The sequence below is a fragment of the Nocardioides sp. NPDC058538 genome (assembly GCF_042719275.1).
GTDB lineage: Bacteria > Actinomycetota > Actinomycetes > Propionibacteriales > Nocardioidaceae > Nocardioides.
Map to the genome: position 1 here is coordinate 37,786 of NZ_JBHXNY010000020.1, position 25,534 is coordinate 63,319.

25 protein-coding genes are annotated in these 25,534 nt (G+C 68.0%); 13 read left to right on the forward strand and 12 right to left on the reverse strand.

Annotation, left to right across the window (positions count from 1 at the left end; all coding sequences use genetic code 11):
- Positions 1-58: 58 nt before the first annotated feature.
- Both ACFWQC_RS18005 and ACFWQC_RS18010 read left to right on the forward strand, forming a co-directional pair.
- Positions 59-253 carry an antitoxin gene (locus ACFWQC_RS18005; protein WP_378680714.1) on the forward strand — a complete coding sequence of 65 codons (195 nt, stop codon included), beginning with the start codon at positions 59-61 and terminating at the stop codon, positions 251-253.
- Positions 254-511: 258 nt separating this feature from the next.
- Positions 512-1,045, forward strand: a complete 534-nt coding sequence (locus ACFWQC_RS18010) for a hypothetical protein (protein ID WP_378680717.1) — start codon at positions 512-514, stop codon at positions 1,043-1,045.
- A gap of 106 nt (positions 1,046-1,151) precedes the next feature.
- On the opposite strand, the gene ACFWQC_RS18015 is transcribed toward ACFWQC_RS18010, so the two are convergent.
- Positions 1,152-2,084 carry a zinc metalloprotease gene (locus tag ACFWQC_RS18015; protein ID WP_378680720.1) on the reverse strand — a complete coding sequence of 311 codons (933 nt, stop codon included), beginning with the start codon at positions 2,082-2,084 and terminating at the stop codon, positions 1,152-1,154.
- Between the two features lie 107 nt (positions 2,085-2,191).
- A complete protein-coding gene (miaB, locus tag ACFWQC_RS18020; RefSeq protein WP_378680723.1) occupies positions 2,192-3,697 on the reverse strand; it encodes a tRNA (N6-isopentenyl adenosine(37)-C2)-methylthiotransferase MiaB in 1,506 nt (501 codons plus the stop codon).
- Positions 3,698-3,854: 157 nt separating this feature from the next.
- On the opposite strand from miaB, the gene ACFWQC_RS18025 reads away from it, so the two are divergent.
- The 4 genes from ACFWQC_RS18025 (at position 3,855) to ACFWQC_RS18040 (ending at position 7,226) form a co-directional block, all read left to right on the forward strand.
- Positions 3,855-4,631 carry an amino acid ABC transporter ATP-binding protein gene (locus ACFWQC_RS18025; protein WP_378680726.1) on the forward strand — a complete coding sequence of 259 codons (777 nt, stop codon included), beginning with the start codon at positions 3,855-3,857 and terminating at the stop codon, positions 4,629-4,631.
- Between the two features lie 75 nt (positions 4,632-4,706).
- The gene (locus ACFWQC_RS18030; protein ID WP_378680729.1) at positions 4,707-5,525 is read left to right on the forward strand and encodes a glutamate ABC transporter substrate-binding protein; all 819 of its coding nucleotides are present in this window, start codon (positions 4,707-4,709) and stop codon (positions 5,523-5,525) included.
- A 109-nt stretch (positions 5,526-5,634) separates the two neighbouring features.
- Entirely contained in the window at positions 5,635-6,324 is a 690-nt protein-coding gene (locus tag ACFWQC_RS18035; RefSeq protein WP_378680732.1) for an amino acid ABC transporter permease, read from the forward strand.
- Positions 6,324-7,226: an amino acid ABC transporter permease gene (locus ACFWQC_RS18040; RefSeq protein ID WP_378680734.1), complete on the forward strand. Its 903-nt coding sequence runs from the start codon at positions 6,324-6,326 to the stop codon at positions 7,224-7,226. The genes ACFWQC_RS18035 and ACFWQC_RS18040 overlap by 1 nt, the downstream gene beginning before the upstream one ends.
- Before the next feature lie 74 nt (positions 7,227-7,300).
- On the opposite strand, the gene ACFWQC_RS18045 is transcribed toward ACFWQC_RS18040, so the two are convergent.
- The 4 genes from ACFWQC_RS18045 to ACFWQC_RS18060 all read right to left on the reverse strand — a co-directional run bounded on the left by ACFWQC_RS18045 (position 7,301) and on the right by ACFWQC_RS18060 (position 9,435).
- The gene (locus tag ACFWQC_RS18045; RefSeq protein ID WP_378680737.1) at positions 7,301-7,771 is read right to left on the reverse strand and encodes a hotdog fold domain-containing protein; all 471 of its coding nucleotides are present in this window, start codon (positions 7,769-7,771) and stop codon (positions 7,301-7,303) included.
- Between the two features lie 49 nt (positions 7,772-7,820).
- Entirely contained in the window at positions 7,821-8,087 is a 267-nt protein-coding gene (locus ACFWQC_RS18050) for a metal-sensitive transcriptional regulator (protein WP_008362591.1), read from the reverse strand.
- Between the two features lie 149 nt (positions 8,088-8,236).
- Positions 8,237-8,617 (reverse strand): VOC family protein, encoded by a 381-nt coding sequence (locus ACFWQC_RS18055; protein WP_378680740.1) that lies wholly within the window; start codon positions 8,615-8,617, stop codon positions 8,237-8,239.
- A complete protein-coding gene (locus tag ACFWQC_RS18060) occupies positions 8,614-9,435 on the reverse strand; it encodes a methyltransferase domain-containing protein (RefSeq protein WP_378680743.1) in 822 nt (273 codons plus the stop codon). Before ACFWQC_RS18060 ends, ACFWQC_RS18055 begins: the two co-directional genes overlap by 4 nt.
- A 108-nt stretch (positions 9,436-9,543) precedes the next feature.
- Between ACFWQC_RS18060 and ACFWQC_RS18065 the strand changes: the two genes are divergently transcribed.
- Positions 9,544-10,032 (forward strand): MarR family transcriptional regulator, encoded by a 489-nt coding sequence (locus tag ACFWQC_RS18065; protein ID WP_355021756.1) that lies wholly within the window; start codon positions 9,544-9,546, stop codon positions 10,030-10,032.
- 106 nt (positions 10,033-10,138) lie between these two features.
- Here the strand turns inward: ACFWQC_RS18065 and ACFWQC_RS18070 are convergent, their stop codons facing one another.
- Complete coding sequence (locus ACFWQC_RS18070) at positions 10,139-11,932, reverse strand: ATP-binding cassette domain-containing protein (protein WP_378680747.1); 1,794 nt, start codon at positions 11,930-11,932, stop codon at positions 10,139-10,141.
- Between the two features lie 107 nt (positions 11,933-12,039).
- On the opposite strand from ACFWQC_RS18070, the gene ACFWQC_RS18075 reads away from it, so the two are divergent.
- The gene (locus tag ACFWQC_RS18075) at positions 12,040-13,302 is read left to right on the forward strand and encodes a TetR/AcrR family transcriptional regulator (RefSeq protein ID WP_378680750.1); all 1,263 of its coding nucleotides are present in this window, start codon (positions 12,040-12,042) and stop codon (positions 13,300-13,302) included.
- 219 nt (positions 13,303-13,521) lie between these two features.
- The gene (locus ACFWQC_RS18080; protein WP_378680753.1) at positions 13,522-14,334 is read left to right on the forward strand and encodes an IclR family transcriptional regulator; all 813 of its coding nucleotides are present in this window, start codon (positions 13,522-13,524) and stop codon (positions 14,332-14,334) included.
- Positions 14,335-14,404: 70 nt separating this feature from the next.
- Here ACFWQC_RS18080 and ACFWQC_RS18085 read toward each other — a convergent pair whose 3' ends face one another.
- The 3 genes from ACFWQC_RS18085 to ACFWQC_RS18095 are packed head-to-tail and all read right to left on the reverse strand — an operon-like array spanning position 14,405 to position 17,425.
- Positions 14,405-15,364 (reverse strand): 4-(cytidine 5'-diphospho)-2-C-methyl-D-erythritol kinase, encoded by a 960-nt coding sequence (locus ACFWQC_RS18085; RefSeq protein WP_378680756.1) that lies wholly within the window; start codon positions 15,362-15,364, stop codon positions 14,405-14,407.
- Positions 15,361-16,230, reverse strand: coding sequence for a 16S rRNA (adenine(1518)-N(6)/adenine(1519)-N(6))-dimethyltransferase RsmA (gene rsmA / locus ACFWQC_RS18090; RefSeq protein WP_378680759.1), 870 nt, complete (start codon positions 16,228-16,230; stop codon positions 15,361-15,363). The genes ACFWQC_RS18085 and rsmA overlap by 4 nt, the downstream gene beginning before the upstream one ends.
- 34 nt (positions 16,231-16,264) lie before the next feature.
- On the reverse strand, positions 16,265-17,425 hold the full coding sequence (locus ACFWQC_RS18095) for a ubiquitin-like domain-containing protein (protein ID WP_378680761.1): 1,161 nt from the start codon (positions 17,423-17,425) through the stop codon (positions 16,265-16,267).
- A gap of 480 nt (positions 17,426-17,905) precedes the next feature.
- Between ACFWQC_RS18095 and ACFWQC_RS18100 the strand changes: the two genes are divergently transcribed.
- Complete coding sequence (locus ACFWQC_RS18100; RefSeq protein ID WP_378680763.1) at positions 17,906-20,239, forward strand: immune inhibitor A domain-containing protein; 2,334 nt, start codon at positions 17,906-17,908, stop codon at positions 20,237-20,239.
- Here ACFWQC_RS18100 and ACFWQC_RS18105 read toward each other — a convergent pair.
- Complete coding sequence (locus ACFWQC_RS18105) at positions 20,226-21,134, reverse strand: TatD family hydrolase (RefSeq protein WP_378680766.1); 909 nt, start codon at positions 21,132-21,134, stop codon at positions 20,226-20,228. The genes ACFWQC_RS18100 and ACFWQC_RS18105 overlap by 14 nt on opposite strands.
- Before the next feature lie 30 nt (positions 21,135-21,164).
- Entirely contained in the window at positions 21,165-22,019 is an 855-nt protein-coding gene (gene rsmI / locus ACFWQC_RS18110) for a 16S rRNA (cytidine(1402)-2'-O)-methyltransferase (RefSeq protein WP_378680768.1), read from the reverse strand.
- 33 nt (positions 22,020-22,052) lie between these two features.
- Here rsmI and ACFWQC_RS18115 point away from each other — a divergent pair, with 33 nt between their 5' ends.
- From ACFWQC_RS18115 to ACFWQC_RS18125, 3 genes are read left to right on the forward strand one after another with little or no spacing between them, the layout of a single operon-like run.
- Positions 22,053-23,834, forward strand: coding sequence for a dolichyl-phosphate-mannose--protein mannosyltransferase (locus tag ACFWQC_RS18115; protein WP_378680771.1), 1,782 nt, complete (start codon positions 22,053-22,055; stop codon positions 23,832-23,834).
- Positions 23,825-24,961, forward strand: coding sequence for an N-acetylglucosamine-6-phosphate deacetylase (locus tag ACFWQC_RS18120; RefSeq protein ID WP_378680773.1), 1,137 nt, complete (start codon positions 23,825-23,827; stop codon positions 24,959-24,961). The genes ACFWQC_RS18115 and ACFWQC_RS18120 overlap by 10 nt, the downstream gene beginning before the upstream one ends.
- A 30-nt stretch (positions 24,962-24,991) precedes the next feature.
- Entirely contained in the window at positions 24,992-25,417 is a 426-nt protein-coding gene (locus ACFWQC_RS18125; protein ID WP_378680776.1) for a DUF3054 domain-containing protein, read from the forward strand.
- Positions 25,418-25,534 lie beyond the last annotated feature (117 nt).

The following is a 25,534-nucleotide window of genomic DNA, read 5'->3' on the forward strand; positions in this document are numbered from 1 at the left end:
CAGCTAGTCTGGCCGCAAGCTGGCTCATACGGGGAGCCACCGATCAAGAGGGGGAAGCATGAGCTTCTTGGACAAGGCAAAGGACCTCGCCCAGCAGGGCATCGACAAGATCGGCGCCGACAAGATCGGCGAGGGCCTGGACAAGGCCGGCGAGATCGCCGACGAGAAGACCGGTGGCAAGTTCAGCGACCAGATCGACCAGGGCGTCGAGACTGCCAAGGGCGAAGCGGAGAAGCTGGACGGCGGCAACTGAGCCCTCCACACGCCACGAGGCGGGAAGCAACCCACACCGGGTTGCTCCCCGCCTCGAGTTCATTTCGCAATACACCCAGCTGACATTTTACGTGTCGACTTTCAAAACACTGTTACGAACCTGTTGCGACTTGTGCCGTCACATGGAACGGTCTAGACCGTCTCATTCTCGTCTCACCGAATGAGGCAGCCGGGGGGCGGACGTGCGATGCACGTCCGATTCCGGTCCAATCACAACTACTCGGAAGTGTGGACCAATATGTCTGAGAACTACGGCAACAGCGACGAGCAGCAGAACTACGGCCAGGAGGGCGGCTTCGGCGGCCGGGAGTCCAGCGAGGGCTCCTCCTTCGGCTCGGAGTCCTCCAACGAGGGCGGCTTCGGCGGCCAGGAGGGCAGCCAGAGCGAGGGCGGCTTCGGCGGCGGCGAGGAGCAGTCCGAGGGCTCCTCCTACGGCTCCGACGAGGGCTCGAGCGAGGGCGGTTCCTCCTACGGTGAGCAGTCCGACGAGGGCAGCTCCTACGGTGGCGGCGAGCAGTCCGAGAGCTCGGGCGAGGGCGGCATCGGCGGCCAGGAGTCCAACGAGGGCTCGTCCTACGGCTCCGAGAGTGGCCAGAGCGAGGGCGGTCAGAGCGAGGGCGGCTTCGGCGGCAGCGAGCAGTCCAACGAGGGCGGCTTCGGTGGCGGCCAGGAGCAGTCCGAGGGCTCCTCCTACGGCTCCGACGAGGGTTCGAACGAGGGCTCCTCGAACGAGGGCGGCTTCGGCGGCGAGCAGAGCCAGTCGCAGTACTGATTCAGCTCTGCTGATCACACGGATCGAGCGCCGGGCCCGCAAGGGACCCGGCGCTCGGCGCATCACACGGAGATCTCACACGAAGATCTCACACGGAGATCGACGATCAGGCGCGGTACGCCACCCAGCCGTCGATCATGCGCTGCACCTGACCCGGCGTGAACTCGTCCATGCACGCGTCCTCGGTGTAGTCCATGAAGTTGTGGATCGGGTCGAGGCCAGGAGCGGTGCAGGTGTCGGAGCCCTCCGGGCAGCCGAAGGCCGGCGCAGCCTCGGCCGGGGTGTCGGCGACCTGGTCACCCTTGCCGCGACAGCCACCCTGGAAGGTGTGGTAGAGGTGCAGCCAGTGGCCGACCTCGTGCGTGGCCGTGTCGCCCTCGTCGTACGGCGCCGCCGAGCCACCCGGCAGTGACTCGCCGAGGATGACCACACCGTCCTGCGACCCGATGTTCTTGGTCGGGAAGGTCGCCCAGCCGAGCAGACCGTCGTCGATCTCGCCGATGTAGACGTTGAGCGCGTTGTCGCCGCCCTGGCGCAGAGCCGCCTTCATGTCCCGCTCACCGGTCGAGCCGGAGATGATCGGATACCAGGCAGGGTTGATCGTGGTCTCCTGGCCGGCCACCTCGAAGGAGAACGGCGTGCCGGCGTACGCCGCGTTGAGCACGTCGATCTGGGCGTCGATGTTCGCCTGCGGGACGGCGCCGGTGGTGGCGTTCTCCTGGATGACGTGGATGTAGGTCGGGATGGTCGTCGCGGCGAGGTTGGCGGTGCCGCCCTTCTTCCCCTCCGCGGCCAGCGCGCTGGAGAGCGCCTTCTCCTTGGCCTCGGTCTGCTTAGCCGTCAGATGGTTCGTGTCGCGGACCTGCTTGGTCCCTTCGGCGACGCGGGCGGCGCCGACCTCGTGCGGGTCGAAGCAGGCATCTCCTCCTGCGGACGCCTGCATCGCGCCCGCCGGGGCCGCGGCTGCCAGGCCTGACGCCACGAGAACACCGAGTGCGCCCATCGCCGCTGCTCTGTTGACCAGCTTGGGAATCGACATGGGGGTATCCCTTCCTGAGACAAGTTGCCTCAGGCTAGAGCAGGAATACCCTCAGGGGGAGGGGTACCACGGAGAATTTGCTGTACGCGCGGCGGCAAGCCGAACGATCAGCCGCAGGTCGGCGCAGCGGGCAGCGGAGCGGGAACGCCGACCGAGGGCATGCCGAGCCCGACCGAAGCGGCCTCGGGCTCGGGTCGACCCTGGCGCGCCTCCCAGGCGTCACCGGAACGGGTGCGGCGTACCTCGAGCACGGGGTTGTCCGCGACCAGGTGGTGCGGGGCCGCGTAGGTGATCTCGACCTTCACCATGTCGCCGGGACGTACGCCCTCGGCGCCGGCAACGTTGAAGTGGACGAGCCGGTTGTCGGGAGCACGGCCGGAGAGCCGGTGGGTCTCGGCGTCCTTGCGGCCCTCGCCCTCGGCGACCATCAGCTCGAGCGTACGTCCGACGTTCTTCTTGTTCTCCTCGTAGGCGATCTCGTTGACGAGGTCGACGAGCCGGCCGTAGCGGTCCTTGACCACCTCGGGAGAGATCTGGTCGGGGAGGTCGGCGGCGGGGGTGCCGGGACGCTTGGAGTACTGGAACGTGAAGGCGGAGGCGAAGCGCGACTCGCGGACCACGTCGAGGGTGCCCTGGAAGTCCTCCTCGGTCTCCCCCGGGAAGCCGACGATGATGTCGGTGGTGATCGCCGCGTGCGGGATCGCCGCACGGACGCGCTCGATGATGCCGAGGAACTTGGTCGACCGGTAGGAGCGGCGCATCGCCTTGAGGACGCGGTCGGAACCCGACTGCAGCGGCATGTGCAGCGACGGCATCACGTTGGGCGTCTCGGCCATCGCCTCGATGACGTCGTCGGTGAACTCCGCGGGATGCGGCGACGTGAACCGGACCCGCTCCAGCCCCTCGATCTCGCCACAGGCGCGAAGCAGCTTCGAGAACGCCTGCCGGTCACCGAACTCGACGCCGTAGGCGTTGACGTTCTGGCCCAGCAGGGTCACCTCGGTGACACCCTCGGCGACCAGCGCCTCGATCTCGGCGAGGATCTCGCCCGGTCGCCGGTCCTTCTCCTTGCCGCGCAGGCTCGGGACGATGCAGAACGTGCAGGTGTTGTTGCAGCCCACGCTCACCGACACCCAGGCGGCATAGGCCGACTCGCGCTTGGTCGGCAGCGTGGACGGGAAGACCTCGAGGGACTCCAGGATCTCGACCTGGGCCTCCTCCTGCACCCGGGCCCGCTCGAGCAGCACCGGGAGCGAGCCGATGTTGTGCGTGCCGAACACCACGTCGACGTACGGCGCCTTCTCGGTGATCGTCGCTCGGTCCTTCTGCGCGAGGCAGCCGCCGACGGCGATCTGGAGGTCCGGGTTGGCCTGCTTGATCGGAGCCAGGTGGGAGAGGTTGCCGTAGAGCTTGTTGTCGGCGTTCTCCCGGACCGCGCAGGTGTTGAAGACGACCACGTCCGCCTGCGCGCCCTCGGTCGCCTTCAGATAGCCGGCATCCTCCAGCAACCCGGAGAGGCGCTCGGAGTCGTGGACGTTCATCTGGCACCCGTAGGTGCGGACTTCGTAGGTGCGCACCGCCGAAGCGGAGCCAGAGGCGATCGACGTAGTCATAGCGCCTTCAAGCGTACGACCGCAGGGGCCGCGTCGAGGAATCCAGCGCGGATGACCGGTGCGGCGGGCGTACCGAATCTTGTTGGTTATCTGGTTGTAACCGATCCCGGGGGCCAAGTCATAGATGTGCAATGCAGGATGTGGTTAGGTCTGCGGCATGACCGTGCTTGACACCGAACCCGCCAGCGCCCCTTCGGGAGACGCCTTGGTGGTTCTTGACCATGTCGACAAGCACTATGGCGAGCTGCACGTGCTCCGAGACATCAACTTGGAGATCAAGCGTGGCGAGGTCGTCGTGGTGATCGGGCCGTCGGGCTCGGGGAAGTCGACTCTCTGCCGCGCGATCAACCGCCTGGAGACGATCGACTCGGGCACGATCAAGCTCGACGGCAAGGAGCTGCCAGCTGAGGGCAAGGGCCTGGCCAAGCTGCGCGCAGAGGTCGGGATGGTCTTCCAGAGCTTCAACCTCTTCGCCCACAAGACGATCCTGCAGAACGTCACGCTCGGCCCGATGAAGGTGCGCAAGCTGAAGAAGGCCGCGGCTGAGGCCGAGGCCAAGAAGCTGCTCGACCGCGTCGGCGTGGGCGTCCAGGCGGCGAAGTATCCCGCGCAGCTCTCCGGCGGTCAGCAGCAGCGCGTCGCGATCGCCCGTGCGCTGGCGATGAAGCCGCAGGTGATGCTCTTCGACGAGCCCACCTCCGCGCTCGACCCGGAGATGGTCAAGGAGGTGCTCGACGTCATGGTCAGCCTCGCCAAGGAGGGCATGACCATGATCGTGGTCACCCACGAGATGGGCTTCGCCCGCGTCGCCGCCGACCGTGTCGTCTTCATGGCCGACGGCCAGATCGTCGAGTCCAACACCCCGGCCGAGTTCTTCGACAACCCGCAGTCCGAGCGCGCCAAGGACTTCCTGGGCAAGATCCTCAAGCACTGAAACGTACGTCTCGGGTGAGCCCTGGGCTCGCGAACCCTGCAACGCACCAACCCTTAATTCCAGAAGGTGGAAACGATGAAGCTCACGAAGATCGCCGCGACCCTGGGCGCTCTCGCGCTCACGGGCTCGCTCGCTGCCTGTGGCGGTAGCGACGACACCGGCTCCGACGCCGGCGGCGACAAGATCAAGATCGGCATCAAGTTCGACCAGCCGGGTCTCGGTTTCAAGGAGGCCGACGGCGACTACTCCGGCTTCGACGTCGACATGGCGGAGTACATCGCCGAGGGCCTCGGCTACGACGACGACCAGATCGAGTGGGTCGAGGCCGTCTCCGCCAACCGCGAGACCTTCCTCAAGGACGGCACCGTCGACATGATCCTGGCGACCTACTCGATCACCGACGAGCGCAAGGCCGAGGTCGACTTCGCCGGTCCGTACTACATCGCCGGCCAGGACCTCCTGGTCGCCGCCGACAACACTGACATCACCGGCCCCGAGTCGCTCGACGGCAAGAAGCTCTGCTCGGTGACCGGCTCGACCTCGGCCCAGAAGGTCAAGGACGAGTACTCCGAGGGCGTCCAGCTGCAGGAGTTCGACACCTACAGCAAGTGCGTCACCGCGATCGATGGCGGCCAGCTCGACGCGATGACCACCGACGACATCATCCTGGCGGGCTACGCCCAGCAGGACCCGGGCAAGTTCAAGATCGTCGGCGCGCCGTTCTCCGAGGAGAACTACGGCGTCGGCCTGCCCAAGGGCAGCGAGGACCGCGACAAGATCAACGACCTGATCGAGCAGGCCTTCGAGGACGGCGCTTGGGAAGAGGCGTTCAAGGACAACCTCGGTGAGTCGGGCTACGAGCTGCCGGAGCCGCCGGCCGTCGACCGCTACTGAGCAAGCTTGACGTCATGCCGAGTCGGCGCAATCGGTCCGCTGCGAAGCGGCGACCGGATTGCGCCGGCTCGGCGTGACAGACGCTTTCTGAACAATCCTGGAAGGACCCATGGATCTCTTCTCCGAGTACGGGTCAGCCATCCTGACCTCGTTCGGGCTGACTCTGAGGCTTGCCGTCTACAGCGGCATCTTCGCGCTCATCCTCGGCACCGTGCTCGCCGTGTTCCGGGTCTCCCCGGTGCCGGTGCTGCGGTTCGTCGGTGCGGCCGTCGTCTACACGTTCCGCAACACGCCGCTGACGCTGGTGATGTTCTTCGCGCTCTTCGGGCTCGCTTATCAGCTGGGGTTCAACCCGGCCCCTGACGACCTCTACGAGAACAACTTCCGTCTCGCGGTCCTGGCACTGGGGATCTACACCTCGACGTTCGTGTGCGAGGTGCTCCGAGCCGGCATCAACACGGTGCCGCTAGGACAGGCCGAGGCGGCCCGCGCGATCGGGCTCACCTTCACCCAGAACCTCACTCACGTCGTTCTACCGCAGGCGCTGCGCTCGGTGATCAACCCGCTGGCCAGCGTGCTCATCGCGATGACCAAGAACACCACCGTCGCCGTCACCATCGGGGTCGTCACCGCGACCGGCGTCAACGAGGCATCGGGCCAGATGAAGACCATGATGGAGAACGAGTCCGACCAGATCCTGCTGATCTTCATCATCTTCGCGGTCGGCTTCATGATCCTGACCCTGCCCATCGGCTTCGTCGCCAACTGGGCCTCCAAGCGATTCGCGGTGATCCGATAATGGCCGCCTCCGTTCTCTACGACGCCCCCGGCCCCCGCGCCAAGGCGCTCAACCGGGTCTACTCCGGTCTCACAGTGGTGGTGCTCCTTGTCATCGCCTGGTTCATCTGGTCGAAGTTCGACGAGACGGGCCAGTGGGAGGCCGACAAGTGGACACCGTTCCTCGAGTCACCCGCTTGGGAGAACTTCCTCATCCCCGGCATCATCGGCACGCTGAAGGCCTTCGCGGCCGGCTCGGTCCTCGCGCTCGTCTTCGGGTTCGTGTTCGCCGTAGGCCGGCTCTCCCAGAGCAAGCTCGTCAGCCTCCCTTCGGCGGTGGTCATCGAGTTCTTCCGCTCCATCCCGATGCTCCTGCTGATGATGTTCATCTACTTCATGCAGGCGCCGCTCGGATTCGATACCAGCGTCTTCTGGGCCGTCGTCCTCGGCCTGATGCTCTACAACGGTTCCGTCCTCGCCGAGATCATCCGAGCCGGCGTCGGCGCACTGCCCAAGGGTCAGACGGAGGCCGGTGTCGCGGTCGGGCTCTCGGACGGGCAGGTGATGCGTACGATCCTGCTGCCGCAGGCGGTGCGCTCGATGCTTCCTGCGATCATCGCCCAGCTGGTGGTACTCCTCAAGGACACCGCGCTCGGCTACATCCTCGCCTACAGCGAACTGCTCAATCAGATCGTCAAGCTCGACGGCAACTTCGACAACCTGCTCCCGGCGGCGATCGTGGTCGCGGCGATCTACATCGCCCTCAACACGATCCTCGGTCTCCTCGCCAACTACGCCGAAGTCCGTACTCGGCGCGTGGGACGCACCGCGGCACCGGTCGGTCACGCCGACGCGATCGACCCGGTCGCGGCCGAGGCCGAGCTCGTGCAGAAGGGCAGCGCCGGCCGCGGCGGCCTGGCGTAGCGTCAGAGCACGCAACGGCACGCTGCCCTCGGGGCGGCGTGCCGTTGCGTGCTCGCTTCGCGAGCTGACTCCTCTTACTTCTTCTTCTTCGGGGTCACCCAGAGATTGATCGTGCCCTCGATGGCCACGGTGCCGTCCTCACGGATGCCCTTGACGCGCACCGCGAGGTCACCGTCGGCGGCGTCCCACTCCTCCTGGTCGGTCTCCGCGATGCAGGTGATGTCGGTGGAGGCCTTGGCGGTATAGGAGACGGTCATCCCCTTGGGGATCCAGCGCTTGTCACGCGGGATGGTGACCTCCGCAAGGGCACCCATGGCCATCTCGAGACCGTTGCACAGCGCGATGGCGTGCACGGTGCCGATGTGGTTGTGGTTGCCCTTGCGGTTGGGGACGATGACCTCGGCGTAGTTGGGTCGCAACTGGTTGACCAGCGGGTGGATGGACCCGAAGTAGGGCGCCTTCTTCGCGAAAGCGACCGAGAATGCTCGCTTGCCGACAACCGGGACACGGTTGAAGGACTTCCAGAGGTCGTAGAGCTGGCTCATGGCAGTCAGGTTACCCGAGGGTAACCTCCTCCCCTCTCCTGGCCCGAGATCAGGAGAGGGAGAGGAAGACCTTCTCGAGCTCCTCGATCTGCTCCGGGCGATCCCCATCGGCGTGCGCGCGGCGCAGCTCGTTGGAGAGCAGCGCGAAAGCCGCCTTGTCGAGGGCACGGGTCACTGCCTTGAGCTGGCCGACCACATCGGCGAGCTCACGGCCGTCTTCGATCATGCGGAGCACGCCACCGAGCTGGCCCTGAGCCCGGCGGACTCGATTGACCACGCTCGTCGTCTCCGCGTCCCGAGGCTGGGGGACGGTCACGTCGTCAGTCAAAGTCTTGCCTTCCATCGTTTCTGGCATCATTCCTGGCTCGTTGTTGTATCCCCCGGGGGACAACGGTCCAGACCAGTTGGCGTTACGGTTCTTTTTGGTTGATTCCGGTTTTCGCCTACATGGGACCGAAGTTCGTGCTAGCTGCTTGTTGGCCACACGATCTCGACGCGGTTGCCGAACGGATCACGGACATGAAAGCGCTGGAAGCCCTCGGCGTTGTGGCGCTGGCTCCAGTCGACGTCGAAGCCGAGGTCGGCCAGCCTCGCGCCCATGGCCTCCAGGTCTGCCTCGGTCTCGACCGCCAGCGCGGGATGGGCCTTGGCCTGCGGTCGGTGCGGATCCTCGACACCGAGGTGGATCTCCGCGCCGCCCGGTGAGCGGAACCAGGCGCCACCCCGTTTGGCCAGCTCGGCCGGCTTCGGGACCTCGGTCAGCCCGAGGCCGTCGGCATAGAAGGTCCGGGCCTCGTCCTCGTGGCCGGCAGGCATGCCGACCTGCACGTGATGGAGCCGCATCATGCCGCCAGCCTGCGGGCGACCACGAAGACGCGACGGAACGGGAGGAGTACGAAACTGTTTCCTACCGAATCGTTTCGTACCGGATAGGCCCGTGCCAGACGGTTCTTGAGCTCCTCGGCGAACGGTTCGAAGAGACCGGCCTTCTCCAGCGCCGCAGCCGTGGGACGGAGACTCGTTCCGGCGATCCAGGTGAAGACCGGGTCCTCGCCGGTCAGCACGTGGAGGTACGTCGTCTCCCAGGCGTCGACCTCGAAACCCTCTCCCACCAGGACGTCGTAGTAGTCGGCCGGGTCGTGCGACCCGGGCGCCTCGAGGCGATGTCCTGAGCTTGTCGAAGGGTGACGGGTGTGCTCGGCGTACGGATCCTCGGCGGCGAGCTCCTCGCGGAGCCGGTGGCTTGGTTCGTCGAAGTTGCCCGGGACCTGGAAGGCGAACCAGCCACCCTTCCCGACCGCACCGGCGAGCGCAGGAAGCAGGTCCAGATGACCGGGGACCCACTGCAGGGTGGCATTGGAGAGGAGTACGTCGACGGAGCCCGGCACGACCGAGTCGGCCCAGTCACGAAGGTCCGCCACCGCGAAGTCGACGCCGTCGATGGTCGAGCGCGCCTTGTCGATCATCGGCGCACTGGAGTCGAGGCCGACGACTCTGGCCTCCGACCAGCGGCCGGCCGCGAGGGCGGTCAGGTTGCCGGGACCGCAGCCCAGATCGACAACGGTCTTCGGACGATCCGCGTCGACCCGGCGAAGGAGATCGACGAACGGCCGAGCTCGCTCGTCGGAATAGGTCAGGTAGCGCTCAGGATCCCATGCGGTCATGGCGTACGTCCTCTCGATTTCTCTTGATGTCAAGATATTCCGATCGTCCCGCCGACTTGTCTCGATGTCAAGATTCTCGATGGGGCGAAGTTGGGCTACGCTCTCGCCATGCGCGACGAAGTCGACGACCTGAGCGAGGCCTGGGCACACGAGCGGCCCGACCTGGACCTGGGTCCCGTCGAGATCTTCTCGCGTCTCTCCCGCCTCTCGCGTCACCTCGACCTCGCTCGGCGCGACGCGTTCTCGGGCTCCGGAATCGAGTCGTGGGAGTTCGACGTACTGGCCGCGCTGCGCCGAGCGGGCGACCCCTACGAGCTCTCCCCCGGCAGGCTGTTGCGCGAGACCCTGGTGACCAGCGGGACCATGACCAACCGCGTCGACCGGCTCGCCTCGCGCGGTCTGGTCGAGCGGCTGCCGGACCCGGCCGACCGTCGGGGCGTCCTCGTCCGGCTCACCCCCGACGGCAAGGCGACCGTCGACAGCGCCTTCGAAGCGCTGCTCGCAGCCGAGCGGGAGTTCCTCGACAGCCTCTCCGGCGACCAGCAGAGCCAGCTCACCGATCTCCTGCGCCGCCTGCTGGTCCCGTTCTCGTCCTGACGTCCGTCGGCTCACCCGCGGTGTAACACGCTGTTCGTAGGACTATCCGGTCGTTCAGATAGGGCGAGTAGTCCTACGAACGACGTGTTACAGGAGCCGCGAGCCCCTAATCGAGCACCTCAGCGGCTTCGAGCCACTCCAGCTCGAGGTCGTCCTTCTCCGCGGCGAGCTGATTCAGCTCAGCGCTGAGCTCGGCGAGGCGGGTGTAGTCGTTGACCGACTCGGCCATCGCGAGCTCGAGCTTCTGCTGCTGCTCGCCGATCCGCTCGAGCTGCTTGTCGATCCTGGCGATGACCTTCTTCGCCGCTCGCTCGTCGGCGGAGCCGGGCTTGGCCTTCGACGGGCCACCCGCTGCCGTCTCGGCCGACGCGCGCGACGCCTCGGCCGACGTACGTGACGTCTCGGCGGGGATGGGGAGACGGCGCTCGAGATACTCGTCGACACCACGCGGGAGCATGGAGATCTGGCCGTCGCCGAGCAGGGCCCAGACGGAGTCGGTGACGCGCTCGAGGAAGTAGCGGTCGTGGGAGACGACGATCAGGGTGCCGGGCCAGGCGTCGAGGAAGTCCTCGAGGACGTTGAGCGTCTCGATGTCGAGGTCGTTGGTCGGCTCGTCGAGCAGCAGTACGTTGGGCTCGGTGAGCAGCAGGCGCAGCAGCTGGAAGCGGCGGCGCTCGCCTCCGGAGAGGTCGCCGATGCGGGTGACCAGCTTGTCGCCGGTGAAGCCGAATCGCTCGAGCATCGAGGTCGCCGAGAGCTCCTGGCCGTCGGTCGTCTTGGTGACGCGCTTGATCGACTCGACGGTGGGAAGGACTCGCGCCTCCGGGTCGAGGTCGTCGAGCTGCTGGGTCAGGTGCTGGAGAGCGATGGTGCGGCCGTGGCGTACCTTTCCCACCGCAGGCGGGAGAGAGCCGTCCAGCAGCGAGAGCACCGAGGTCTTGCCGGCGCCGTTGACGCCGACGATGCCGATCCGGTCGCCCGGACCGATGCGCCAGGTGGCGTGCGACAGCAGCTGCCGCTCGCCGCGGAAGAGGTCGACGTCCTCGACGTCGATGACGTCCTTGCCGAGCCGCTGGGCAGCGAACTTCTGCAGCTCGAAGCGGTCGCGCGGCGGAGGTACGTCCTCGATGAGCTGGTTGGCGGCGTCGATGCGGAACTTCGGCTTCGACGTACGCGCCGGGGCACCGCGGCGCAGCCAGGCCAGCTCCTTGCGGACCAGGTTCTGGCGGCGTACCTCGGTGGCGGCGGCCTGACGGGACCTCTCGGCCTTGGCGAGGACGAAGGCGGCATAGCCACCCTCGTAGGCGTCGACCTGACCGTCGTGGACCTCCCAGGTGAACTGGCAGACCTCGTCGAGGAACCAGCGGTCGTGGGTGACCACGGCGAGCGCGGACGAGCGCGCGGCCAGGTGTGAGGCGAGCCAGGCCACGGCCTCGACGTCGAGGTGGTTGGTGGGCTCGTCGAGCACGATCAGGTCGTGGTCCCCGAGGAGCAGCTCGGCCAGGGCGCAGCGACGACGCTCGCCACCGGAGAGGCCCATGACGGAACGGTCGAGGTCGATCCCAGCCAGGAGCTGCTCGACGATCTCACGGAGCATGGGGACGCCGGCCCATTCATGGTCGGACCGCCCGCCGAGCACGGCTTCGCGCACGGTGTGGGAGTCGACGAGCTGGTCACCCTGGTGCAGGAACCCGACCAGCAGGCCACGCTGACGCGAGACACGACCGGAGTCTGGCTCCTCCAGGCCGGTCATCACCTGCAGGAGCGTCGTCTTCCCGTCGCCGTTGCGGCCGACGATGCCGACCCGGTCGCCGGCGTTGATGCCGAGGGAGACGTCGTCGAGGAGGGGCCGGATGCCGTACGCCTTGGAGACGTGCTCGAGGTTGAGGAGGTTCGCCATATCGTCTCCCATTGTCCCCGAGGGCGGTGAGGCAGCCAGCATCGCGGCGGCCACCCAGCGGCACACCGGGCGGACGAAGCGCCCCTGACCTGCTTAGACTCGGTGCGATGGCCGAGAAGACGCTCCGTGAGCACACACAGGGCTCGCGTCAGATGATCCTCGAAGCAGCGCTGCGGCTGGCCGCCGAGCGCGGCTATGTCGGCACGACGATGGCGCAGGTCCGCCGCGCGACCGGTCTGCCGCCGTCCTCCCTCTACTGGCACTTCTCCAACAAGGACCAACTGCTCGCCGAGGCGCTCGAGCACGGCTACACCCGCTGGAACGACATCGCCCCGCGGTGGGAGCCGACACCGACCGGCGACGACCTGCGCGAGGGGCTGCTGGCCAACCTGCGGCGTACGACGTCGGACATCCACGGCGCCAAGGCCGACTGGTGGCGGATGGGCCTGATGCTGGCGCTCGAGTCCGGACCGACAGTCGGCGACGGTCCGCGCGAGCGCTTCCTCCAGATCCGCACCCAGACGCTCGCCGAGTTCGAGCGGTGGTGGGCACAGGCGGTCGACCTTCCGGCCGCGCACATCGAGACCCTCGCGCGGCTGACGCTCGCCGCCCACGACGGTCTCTTCATCCACGCCCAGACCGACGAGTACGCCGAGCTCGACCCGCTCCGGCTGCGGCTCGCCGACGGACTGGCCGAGGTCGCGGAGCACCTCGGTGAGCAGGATCCGGCGGCCGCCCCCGAGACCGTGGAGCTGCCACCGGTGACGTACGAGGGCAGGAGCAGCAGCCGCGAGAAGCTCGTCGCGGCAGCGCTGGAGGTCGCCGCGGAGAGCGGCTACGAGGGTGCCTCGATCAGCCGGATCTGCGCCGCGGCGGAGCTGCCGGCCTCCTCGGTCTACTGGCACTTCACGAACAAGGATGACCTGTTCTCGGCCGCGGTCGACGACTCCTACCGCGCCTGGATCAACACCCAGTCCTCCTGGCAGCCGCCGAGCGCGGACTGCGACTGCGCCACCGAGCTCCCCCTGATGCTGAGGCCGCTGGTGGCCAGCCTGCGCCGACTGCCCCCGTTCCTGCGGATCGGCCTGATGCTGGTGCTGCCGAAGCGGCCCGAGCCGCTTCCCGGCCGCGACCGCTTCCTTGCCGTACGCCGCCAGTCGCGCGACGACTTCGCCGGCTGGTTCCGCGGAGCTCTCGGTGACGACGCTCCCGCGCACGCAGACGAGATGGCCGCGCTGCTGCTGGTGATCACAGACGGACTCCTCTTTGCCGAGGCGCTCGACAGCGCCGACATGCCACCGGCCACGACCTCGGACCTGCTGGCGCGACTGGTGACGGCTACGCCGTTTCATACACAAATCAGTCACTGACCTACTACCGTAGGTCCACAGAAGGTTTACGAGGCTAACGGGCGGAAACGCAGCGAACTGCATGTCGTGTCATCTATTTCCGCAGGTCAGGAATGAGATTTATCCAACATTTTCTCCACAACCTCCGGAACGATCGTTACAGTGACTGCTGTCACAGAGAGTTGGAGGCCCCAGATCCCCCCTTCGTGGTGCCTCCGTCTCAATTAAGGAGATCCCCCCATGAGCGTCACTGCTATCCCCACCCTGGCTAGTCAGCACGACCATGAAGGTGCCCCGAGGACGACCTCCTCGGCGACCCCGTCTGCGACGAAGGCACTCCAGATCCTGGAGGCATTTCTCGGAGCCGGCCCGAAGCTCGGTGTCAGCGAGATCGCTCGCACCGCGGGCCTTCCCAAGTCGACCGCCTTCCGCCTTCTGCGCCACCTCGAGCAGAGCGGGTACGTCGAGCGCACCGGCCGCCACTACGTACTCGGCCGGCGGCTCTTCGAGCTCGGCAACGCGGTGCAGATCTGCCGCCCGCAGGGCATCCGGGAGACCGCGATGCCGCATCTGGCCGAACTCTACGTGGCGACCGGCAAGACCGTACACCTCGCTATCCTCGAGGGCACCGACATCGTCATCCTGGAGAAGATCACCGGTCGCGGTGGCATCCAGCCGGACACGTACGTCGGCGGGCGAGCGCCAGCCGCCTGCTCCGCGCTCGGCAAGGCGATCCTCTCGTTCAGCGACCGCACCCACATCGCGGCCGTGCTCGAGTCCGGCCTGGTGAGGCGCACCCGCCACTCGCACGGCGACCCGGCGAAGTTCCTCGCCGAGCTCCGCCGCGCCAACAGCGAGCGCATCGCCTTCGACCGCGAGGAGGCCCAGGTCGGCATCGTCTGCGCCGGGGTCCCGATCATGATCGAGGGTCGCGCCATCGCCGCCGTCTCCGTCTCCGGCAGCGCCGCCGGATTCAACGCCGCCAGCATCACCCGGCATCTGCGCCGCGCCGCCGCCGCGATCTCCGACGAGGTCGTCTCCAGCGCCGCCTAGGCCCCGCCGAGGCGTCACATACGTCGGCCGAAACGTCACGTACGTCGGCCGAGATGGCTCAGCGCTGCCCTCACGGGCGACGCCACTGCCGGCTCGACCCCCGGGGGTGTCGCCGCGGGGGGTTGGGGGAGTTGGGGGCGACGTGGGCACCGGCGACCGGGCCCGGGGCGGTCCAGACGCGGTCGTACGCCTTGGCCTGCATCGCTCCGGCGACCTCGCGGGCGTGGGCGGCGTCGCGGCACAGCATCAGGACCGTCGGGCCCGAGCCGGAGAGCTGCACGGCCAGGGCACCTGCCTCGGCGCCGTCGGCGAAGGTCTGGGCGAGGTCGGGGCGTAGTGCGAGCGCCGGGGCCTGCAGGTCGTTGGCGAGTGCCTCGGCGAGGAGCTCCGCGTCACCCTTCTCCAGCGCCATGAGCAGGCTCTCGGGCACCTGAGGGTCGCCGACCGCGGTCCCGGCGTGCTCGTCGAAGGCGCGGTAGACCGCGGGCGTCGAGAGTCCCTGCTCGTTGCCGACCGCGACCCACCACCAGGCACCGTTGTCGGTGACCGGCTCGACGATCTCGCCGCGGCCGCCGCCGATGGCGGTGGCGCCGATGAGCGCGAACGGTACGTCGGAGCCCAGGTCCCCCGCCAGGCTCAGCAGATCCTCGTCGGAGGTCTCCAGTGACCACAGTCGGTCGAGTGCGACGAGCGTCGCGGCGGCGTCGGCCGAGCCGCCGGCGAGGCCGCCGGCGACCGGGATGCCCTTGTGGATCGCGACCTTCGCGGCCTTGTCGATGCCGTGGTGAGCAGCTAGAGCCTTGCCTGCCCGCACGACGATGTTGTCATCGCCGGTCGGGATCTCACCGAGCGCGATGTGGTCCGCCGCGGTGAGCGTGACCTGCCACTCGGCGGCCTCGCTCACCGTGACGTCGTCGTAGAGCCCGATCGCCTGGTAGACGGTCGCCAGCGGATGGAACCCGTCCTCCCGGACCGGCCCGACGCCGAGGTGGAGGTTGAACTTCGCGGCCGCGCGGACGGTGATCGTCATGAGGGAACCTTTTGAAGCGATTCGGTGATGCGTACGAAGTCCGCGATGGTCAACGCCTCGCCGCGCGCCAGCGGGTCGATCCCGGCCGCCACCAGCGCCTTCTCGGCGGCGTCGGCAGAGCCGGCCAGAGGCTTGAGTACGCCGCGCAGCGCCTTGCGACGCTGCGCGAACGCGGCGTCGATGACCGCGAAGACCTCTACCCGCGAGACGGCGGTCGACGGCGGCTCACGGTGACGCCAGTAGACGAGGCCGGAGTCGACGTTGGGCGCCGGCCAGAAGACGTTGCGGCCGATCGCGCCGGCGCGGCGTACCTCGGCGTACCAGGCGGCCTTGACCGAGGGGACGCCGTAGACCTTGGAGCCGGGCTTGGCGGCCAGCCGGTCGGCGACCTCGGCCTGCACCATCACCAGGCCGTGGCGCAGCGAGGGCAGCAGCGACATCAGGTGCAGCAGGACCGGGACCGAGACGTTGTAGGGCAGGTTGGCGACCAGGGCCGTGGGCGGCGGGCCCGGGACCGAGTCGACCCGGAGAGCGTCCGCGCGGAGCAGGCTGAACGCGTCAGCCTGGTCGGGGGCGTACTCCTGGATGGTTCTCGGCAACCGCTGCGCCAGGACCTCGTCGATCTCGATCGCGGTCACCCTCGCGCCGGTCTCGAGGATGGCGAGGGTGAGCGACCCGAGCCCAGGGCCGACCTCCACGACGACATCGGAGGCGTCGACGCCGGACTCGCGCACGATCCGGCGCACGGTGTTGGCATCGATGACGAAGTTCTGCCCGCGCTGCTTGGTGGGGCGAAGATCGAGCTCGGATGCGAGCGACCGCACCTCCGCCGGGCCCAACAGGCGCGGCGGGGTGCGGTCGGTCATGGGTACAGACTATGGCCCGAGGGCCGAAACAGCCTTACTGCGGCAGACCGAGCTGCTGCGAGCAGTGCGGCCAGGCGCCGTAGCCACCGTTGGCGTCACGGAGCTTGGTCGCCACCGCGATCTGGGTCTCGCGGCTGTTCTCGCTCGGGAGACCGGAGCCGCCGTAGGCCTGCCAGGTCTGCAGGTTGAACTGCAGACCGCCGTAGTAGCCGTTGCCGGTGTTGATCGCCCAGTTGCCACCGGACTCGCACTGCGCGAGCTGGTCCCAGACGGTGCTGCCACCGGCGAAGTTGGCCGCAGGGGCTTCCTTCTCCTTGGTGCCTACCTTGACGATGCGCGGCTCGGCCTTCTCGAGGACGTTCTGCTCGAGGACCTTCTTGGAGACGGCCTCGCCGTTCTTGAGGAAGATGCGGTACGTCACCGAACGGACCCCGTCGGAGCCCTCCTCGACGACCTCGGTCTCACCCTCGTACATCGAGGAGTCCTCGCGCTCCTCGACCGGAGCCTCGACCTTCTCGCGGGCGACCTTCTGGTTCTTGGCGGAGAAGTCGGTGAAGACGATCTTCTGACCGGTCTTCAGAGCCTTGCCGGAGGCCGGGGAGACCTTGTCCCGGCGCTCGAGGTCGACCCCGAGGTCCTTGAGCGCGTCGCCGACGGTCAGCGCGGTCACGCTGACCTTCTTGGCCTTCTTGCCGGCCAGCTCGACCTTGACGTTCTTGGGAGTGACGACGTCGAGGGACATCCCGTCGCGGCCGATGTAGGCGCCGCGGCTGGTCGAGAGCTCTGCCCGGCCGTAGTCACGGCCGAGCTCGGCGAGAGCGCCGCCGACGGTGGTCGCGGTGACCCAGTGGTCCTGGGCCTTGCCGTCGACCTCGAGGCTCAGCTGACGGGCGTAGCGGACGCTGATCGCGCTGCCGTCCTCGACCTCGGTGTCGACCGATGGAGCAACCGCGTCACGGTCTCCGATCTCGATGCCCTCGGCCTCGAGGACCTCACCGACGGTGTCGGCGTTGACGCTGACGTCCTTGGCCTTGCCGTCGACCGAGACGATGACATCGGTCTGGGCGGTCTTGACGCCGTATGCGGCGCCGCCCGCGGCAACCACGGCGGCGGCGAGTCCGCCGACCAGAATGGCCTTACGGCGAGGAGTAGATGCGATGTTGCGAACCCATGAGGTGGTGCTGCTGACGGGCACAATGCTCCGATGTTCGTGCTCTCCGGGCACGGGCGAACGGTGTTGCGAGATCTGGTGATCTACGCGCTGAGGCCCACCCCCAACACCGTCCGGATCTGTCCCGATCCCGGCTATCTCGCCGGACAGCGGAACAAATACGGTCGGTTAAATGCAAGTCCCCCGCCCGATCCGCAGGCAATTACAAGCATGCAATCTCGGCATCAAATGAGGGCCAGGGAGTGCTGTCAATACCTGTCGTAGCGAATGACAGGTGTGCGATTCAACACGTCGAAATCGCTGGTCAAGCGGGTCGATCAGAGCGCATGTCGTAATCCCGCCACGAAATTTCGTTCCCTCTGGCCAATAGGCGACAAATCCTTTACAGGTAACTCTGTTGCTTGGTGTTGTACTCCGAAGCCATCTCTGTCGTGATGGCCCGTCGTGCCGGTCAGTTCTCGGGGAAGGCAGATGTGCGCGATGTCACCAGACTCCGGAGGAACGATGAACAGACGCCTTACCAGCGTTCTCGCCGCGGTTGCGGTCGCCGGCGTGACGCCGGTGGCCCTGACCCACTCGTCGGCTAGCGCCGTCGAGGACTCGGGGACCCCCGCCGCCGCTGCTGCGGTGAAGCAGAAGGTCGATGACAAGCCCGACGCGCTCAACACCAAGCGCCGCGAGCTCAAGACCAACGCCGCCACTGCCGTCGCCATGGGCGAGAAGCAGACGGTCACGAAGAACGGCAGCGAGGTCGTGAAGATGGGCTCGGGCAAGAACGCCCGCTGGGTGGAGCACGAGCCCACCGAGAAGTCCCAGCTGCTGAGCTTCCTGGTCGAGTTCGGCGAAGGCGGCAACCCGGCCTTCCCCGACAACACCTCGGGACCGCTCCACAACGAGATCGCGCCGCCCGCCGAGAACGACAACTCCACCTACTGGGAGGAGGACTTCTCCCGCGAGCACTACATGGACATGTTCTTCAACCAGAAGAAGGGCAAGGAGTCGTTCCACAACGTCTACAAGGAGATGTCGAGCGGCCGCTTCGACCTCCAGGGCGACGTCAGCGACTGGGTGAAGCTCCCGCACGCGGAGTCCTACTACCAGAACGACAAGGGCGACGAGACCGCCGCCGCGATGAAGAACTACGTCCAGGACAGCGCCAACGCCTGGTACGACGCGCAGAAGGCGGCCGGCAAGACCGACGCCGAGATCACCGCGTACCTCCAGGACTACGACATCTGGGATCGCTACGACCTCGACGGCGACGGCAACTTCAACGAGGCCGACGGCTACATCGACCACTTCCAGGCGATCCACTCCGGCGCGGGCGAGGAGGCCGGCGCCGACCCGTGGAGCATCTGGTCACACCGCTGGGCCGCGAACGCCTCCGGCTCCGACGGCCCGGCCGACTTCCCGAAGGCCGGCGGCGTCAAGATCGGCAACACCGACATCTGGATCCGCGACTACACCACCGAGCCCGAGAACGGCGGCCTGGGCGTCTTCGCGCACGAGTTCGGCCACGACCTCGGTCTGCCGGACTTCTACGACACCGCGGGCGGCGAGAACGGCACCGGCTTCTGGACCCTGATGAGCTCGGGTTCCTGGCTCGGTCACGGTGACGGCACCATCGGCACCACCCCCAACCACATGGGCGCCCCGGAGAAGCTCTTCCTCGGCTGGCTCAACTACGACACGGTCGAGGCCGGTACGTCCAAGAAGCTGACCCTGGGGCCGAGCTTCCACGACACCGGGGCGAAGACCCCGCAAGCACTCGTGGTCAACCTGCCCGACGGGCAGACGACCCACGACGTCGGCTCCGGCACCTCGGGCAAGACGTTCCTCTACTCCGGCAAGGGCGACGACCGCACCGCCACCGCGGTCAGCCCAGAGATCGCGGTTCCCGCGGGCGGCACGCTCTCGGCCAAGGTGAAGTACGACCTCGAGGCGGAGTACGACTTCACCTTCCTGGAGGCCTCCACCGACGGCGGCACCACCTGGTCGACCCCGCTGGCGACGAACCTGTCCTCGGCCGAGTACAACAACGGCATCCACGGCACCTCCGACAGCACCTGCGACGGCAACTGCGCCGACCACGACCCGCAGGAGTACGTGGACCTGACCGCCGACCTGGCGGCGTACGCGGGTCAGAACGTGAAGCTCCGCTTCCGCACCGCGAACGACGGCGGCGTCGCCTACTACGGCTTCGCCATCGACGACCTCTCGGTCGGCTCGGCCTACACGACGGACTTCTCGTCCTTCGACGGCTGGACCAACAAGGAGTACATGGGCATCACCGACGGGACCTACACGTCGACGTACCCGCGCTTCTACATCGCCGAGAACCGGCAGTACAAGGGCTACGACAAGACGCTGACCGAGGGGCCGTACAACTTCGGCTACGGGGTCACCGCGCCTGACAAGGTCGACCACTACGCCTACCAGGACGGCCTGCTGGTCTGGTACCAGAACGGCGCCTACGGCGACAACAACACCTCCGAGCACCCCGGTGGCGGCCAGGCGCTGGTCGTCGACTCCACCGTGGGCGTCCAGAAGTGGTCGGACGGCACCCTGTCGCGCAACCGGATGCAGGGTTACGACTCGACGTTCGATGTCGACCGCACCGACCGGCTCCACCTCGAGAACGAGGTCGCCGGTGCTCCGAACAACGTCCTCGACGTGCCGCGGCGCAAGAGCGTGCCGACCTTCTACGACAGCTCTGAGACGGCCTACTGGGACGCGTCCAACCCGGCGCACTCCACCAAGACCGCCGGCAGCGGCGTCAAGATCAAGGTGCTCCGCTCGGACGAGCGCAGGGGCACGATGACGCTCAGCGTCTCCTGACCTGATCACACCGAGAAGGGGCCCCGGCGGTCGCCGAGGGCCCGTCACCAGTGCGAGCCTGTGATGAACAGGAGCCGCCGAAGGCCCGCCCCCGATTTGGGGTTTCGCCGTTGCAGAGCACCTCGAGATCCTCGCCGCGTACCTCGGCCATCACCCGCATCGTGGCCGGGATCATGTAGCTGGAGTTGACCGCGCCGCGGTGCGGATGAGGGGTCAGGAAGGGCGCGTCGGTCTCGACCAGGATGCGGTCCTGGGGAGTGATCGCGAGGGCGTCGCGGAGGTACTGCGCGTTCTTGAACGTCACGGTGCCGGCGAAGGAGAGGTACGCACCGCGGTCCAGGCACTGGCGGGCGAACTCGGGGTCGCCGGAGAAGCAGTGCATCACCCAGCGCTCCGGCGGGCCGACGCTGTCGATCACCTCGAGCACGGCGTCGTGGGCGTCGCGGTCGTGGATCATCAGGGTCTTGTCGAGGCGCTTGGCGATGTCGATGTGGCGCCGGAACGAGTACGCCTGGGTCTCGCGGCCTTCCTCGTCGGTGCGGAAGAAGTCCATCCCCGTCTCCCCCACCACGCGCACCTTGTCGTGCGCCCCGGCGAGCTTCTCGATCTCGTCCAGAGCAGCCTCGAGATCGGGTTGGCGAGGAGCGTCGTTGGGGTGCAGCGCCACCCCGGCGACCATGTTCTCGTACGTCTCGGCCGCCTCCACCGCCCAGCGCGCTCCGGGCAGGTCGCAGCCGATCTGCACCACCCTGGTCACGCCCACCGCCGCCGCCTGCGCGAGCGCCTCCTCGACCGGGAGACTCTCGTCCCCCCTGACGATGTCGAGGTGGGTGTGATTGTCGACGACGGCCGCGGGCAGCGGCTCGGGCAAAGGCGGAAAACTCACGCCCCGCATCCTAGTTCGCCCCGAGAAATCAGATTTCGACTACTCGGCGGGTTTGTGGACGAGGTCGTAGACCTCACGTTTGGGGACGCCGGCTCGTTTGGCTGCTTCGGCGATGGCTTCCTTTTTCGTCAGGCCATCCGCCTCTTGGAGGTCGGCGACGGCGGCGCGGAGGCTGTCCGGGTCGTTGCCGATCTCGGCGCTCGGGTCGGCGCCGGTGACGACGATGGTGACCTCGCCTCTCACCCCGTCCCCCGCCCAGTCGACGAGCTCGGCCAGTCCCCCGCGGCGTACTTCTTCGTGGGTCTTGGTCAGCTCGCGGCAGACGGCGGCGGCGCGGGCGTCACCGAAGGCGTCACGCATGGCTTCCAAGGCCGCCTGGGTGCGGTGAGGGGCTTCGAAGAAGACCATGGTGCGCTCCTCCTTGGCCAGGGACGCGAGTCGGCGCGAGCGTTCGCCGGCCTTGCGGGGCAGGAAGCCCTCGAAGCAGAACCGGTCGACGGGGAGGCCGCTGACGGCCAGGGCCGTCAGGACGGCCGAGGGGCCGGGGACTGCGGTGACGCGTACGTCCTTCTCGACGGCGGCGGCGACGAGGCGGTAGCCGGGGTCGGAGACCGAGGGCATCCCCGCGTCGGTGACCAGCAGCACGCGGTTGCCGTCGAGGAGCTCGGCGAGCAGGGTCGGCGTACGCGCAGTCTCGTTGCCCTCGAAGTAGGAGACGATGCGGCCCTTGATCTCGACGCCGAGATCCGTCGTCAGCCGACGCAGCCGGCGGGTGTCTTCGGCGGCGATGACATCGGCGGTGGCGAGCTCGGAGGCCAAACGGGGCGGGGCATCCTCGATGCGCCCGATCGGGGTTGCCGCTAGTACGAGCACGCCATCGTTTGGATCTACCACACCGATATTGTCGCAGGCTTATAAGGTTCCCTCGTGACGACGACGGTGACCGAGGAGCCGGAGCCCATGGAGGGCCTGGCCAGCACCCCCTCCGGTCACTTCCTTCCGACCGCCTGGGAACGCGCCCGGCGCCGCATCAACGGCTCGCCGCGGGCTGGCTGGGCGGCGACGATCGGGATCACCGCGCTCGCGTTCCTGCTGCGGCTGTGGCACCTGGGCACCCCGAAGGTCTTCGCCTTCGACGAGACCTACTACGCCAAAGACGCCTGGGCGCTGCTCGAGTACGGCTACGCGCGCAACTTCATCGAGGGCGCCGACGAGAACATCCTGGCCGGGCAGCTCGAGGGGCAGTTCGCCGACGGGCCGTCGATGATCGTCCATCCCGACGTCGGCAAGTGGCTCATCGCGATCGGCATCAAGCTCTTCGGGATGGACCCGTTCGGCTGGCGGATCGCCTCGGTCGTGGTCGGCTCGTTGCTGGTGCTGCTGACGATCCGGTTCGTACGCCGCGTCTCCGGCTCCATGATGCTCGGTCTCGTCGGCGGCATCCTGGTCACCTTCGACGGGCTCGCGTTCGTGCTCTCGCGCCTGGCCCTGCTCGACCTCTTCGTCGCCTTCTTCCTGCTGCTCGCGGTGCACCTGATGGTGATGGACCGCGACTGGTGCCGACGGCGGTTCTCCGCGCTCGCGCCCACCCAGCTCGCCGCGCCCGGCGCGTGGGGACCCGTCCGCCAGATGCTGTTCCGTCCGTGGCTGCTCTGCTCGGGGGTCGCCTGGGGTCTGGCGATCGGCTCCAAGTGGGAGGCGCTCTACCCGCTGGCCGCCTTCGGTCTCCTCTATGTCGCCTGGTCCGCCGGGATGCGGCGCTCGTTCGGCGTACGTCTGTCCTGGCTTCGTGCCTGTGTGGCCGACGGGCCGACGGCCTTCGCGCACCTGGTGGGCGTCGCGCTCGCGGTCTACGTGATGACGTGGATCCCGTGGATGACCCATGCGGACGTCTATGAGGAGTCGCTCTCGGCGACGCAGTACACGCGCTACGCCGGCGAGGGCCACTGCGAGAACAAGTCGTACGTCCCCGAGAACCTCAACGACAAACGCTGGCCGACCGCCACCGAGCCGGACGCGTCCGGCCTCGGCGAGGTCGGTCAGTCGCTGCGGTCGCTGTGGTACTACCACCGCGACGTCTTCACCTTCCACACCCACTTCCTGGAGTGTGCCGAGCACACCTACGGGTCCCATCCGATCGGCTGGCTCGTCCTGAACCGGCCGGTCGGGGTCGCCGCAGACACCGGGATCCTGTCCGGCGCGAAGTCGCGCGGCGAGATGTGCGACGCCTCCCCCTCGACCGATCCCGACGGGGACGGTCCCGCAGAGGCCGGGACGTGCTTGCGGCAGGTGCTGCTGCTGGGTACCCCGGTGCTGTGGTGGGGAGCGTTCGTCGCGCTGATCGTCTCGGCGTTCATGTGGGTCGCCGCGCGGGACTGGAGGTTCGGGGTCGCCGTGGTCGGGGTGCTGTCGACGTGGCTGCCATGGCTGCAGTACGCCGGGCGGCCGATCTTCTCCTTCTACATGATCATCGCGCTGCCGTTCCTGGTGCTCGGCCTGTGCCTGTGTCTGGGCAAGCTGCTCGACCGGCCACCGCCGCTGGCCGGCGGAACCCCCGCCACCCGGCGTCGCGTCGGAGGTGCCGTCGCCGGTGGCATCTTCGTCGTGCTGGTGATCTGCAACTTCGCCTGGTTCTGGCCGATCTACACCGATGAGCTGCTCACCCGGCAGGAATGGCTGACGAGGATCTGGTTCAAGCGATGGATCTAGAGCATGTGGTACGCGGCCGAGCGCCGCGGCCGGGCGGCTTCGACGACGTCGTCGTGACCGTGTCCGCGGGGCTCGTCTCCGAGGTGCGGGCTGCCGTCCCCGGCGACCCCTCGACCTCGGGGATCCTGCTCCCGGGGCTGGTGGACATCCACAACCACGGCGGTGGCGGTGCCTCGTTCCACACCACGTCGCCGGACGAGATCGCCACCGCGGCCGGCGTTCATCAAGCTGCCGGCACGACCACGCTGCTGGCCTCGACCGTGACCGACTCGCCCTCCCGGTTGCTGTCGGTCGTCGCCTCCTTGGCGACCGCTGCGGAGGCCGGGCTGATCGCCGGGATCCACATGGAGGGGCCGTTCCTGGAGCACTCCTGCCGCGGGGCGCACGATCCGGCGCTGCTGCTCGCGCCGGATGCCGGGCTCGCCCGTGAGTTCGTCGCCGCTGCCCGGGGCCACCTTCGGGTGATGACGCTGGCCGCGGAGCTGCCCGGGGCCGACGAGGTCGCCTCGGCGCTCACCGAGGCCGGGGTCGTGGTGGCGCTGGGACACACCGCAGCGTCGGCTTCGCAGGCTCGGGCTTTCCTTTCCGGACCGGGGAGCCTGGTCACCCACCTGTTCAACGGGATGCCGCCCGCGCACCACCGTTCTCCTGGGCCGGTGCTCGGATCCCTGGGGGCCGCCGGTGTCGGAGACGCCTGCGTGGAGCTGATCGCTGACGGCGTACACCTCGACGACGAGACGGTCCGGGCGGTGATGTCGATGGTGCCCGGGTCGGTCGTGCTCGTCACGGATGCGATGGCTGCGGCCGGCATGGCCGACGGCGACTACCAGCTCGGCCCGCTGGCCGTGGAGGTGCGGGATGGGGTCGCCAGGATCGCCGATGGCACCGGCAACGGATCGATCGCCGGAGGCACCTCGCGGCTCATCGACCAGGTGCGCCGCCATGCCGCCGCGGGGATCGACCTGGCCATGCTGATGAGGGCCTCCAGCCTGCGGCCGGCATCGGTGGTGGGCCTCGACGCGGGCCGCCTCGAGCCCGGCGTCCGCGCCGACCTCGTGCTCACCGACGAGTCGCTGCAGCCGACCCGCGTCATGCGCGGCGGGGCCTGGCTGACCACGCCGGCCTGATTCGCCGGCCGGGCTCGTATTCTGGGCACCATGCCCTCCACGAAGCCCGACGACTCCTCCCCACTCATCGCCGGGCTCGTGCCCAAGTGGGCGGTCGCGGCCCTCGCCGTCGACGTCTTCTTCGTGCTCCTCTTCGCCTTCGCCGGGCGCCAGTCGCACGACTCCGGCCCGGCGCTCGTCGTGCTCCGCATCGCCTGGCCCTTCCTGATCGGGCTCGCCGTGACCTGGGCCGTCCTGATCTGGCGCCGCTGGCGTGCCGCTCGCGCCTGGCCTGCGGGCGTGTTCGTCTGGCTCGGGACGTACGTCATCGGGATGGTGCTTCGCGGCCTCTCCGGCGAGGGCCTGGCTCCGGCTTTCCTGGTCGTCTCGCTCCTCTTCCTCGGCCTCACCCTGGTCGGCTGGCGCGGCTACGTCAGCGCCAAGCTCCACTACCGCTCCCGGCGCCTCGCCGACTGACCTCTGCCGAGACGTCACCCGCGTCGGGGGGGGGGGGGGGCCGGGGGGGCGGCGGGGGGGGGGGGGGGGAACAAGCGCGGCGGGGGGGTGCGTGAGGCCCGCCAGAAGTGGATTAAT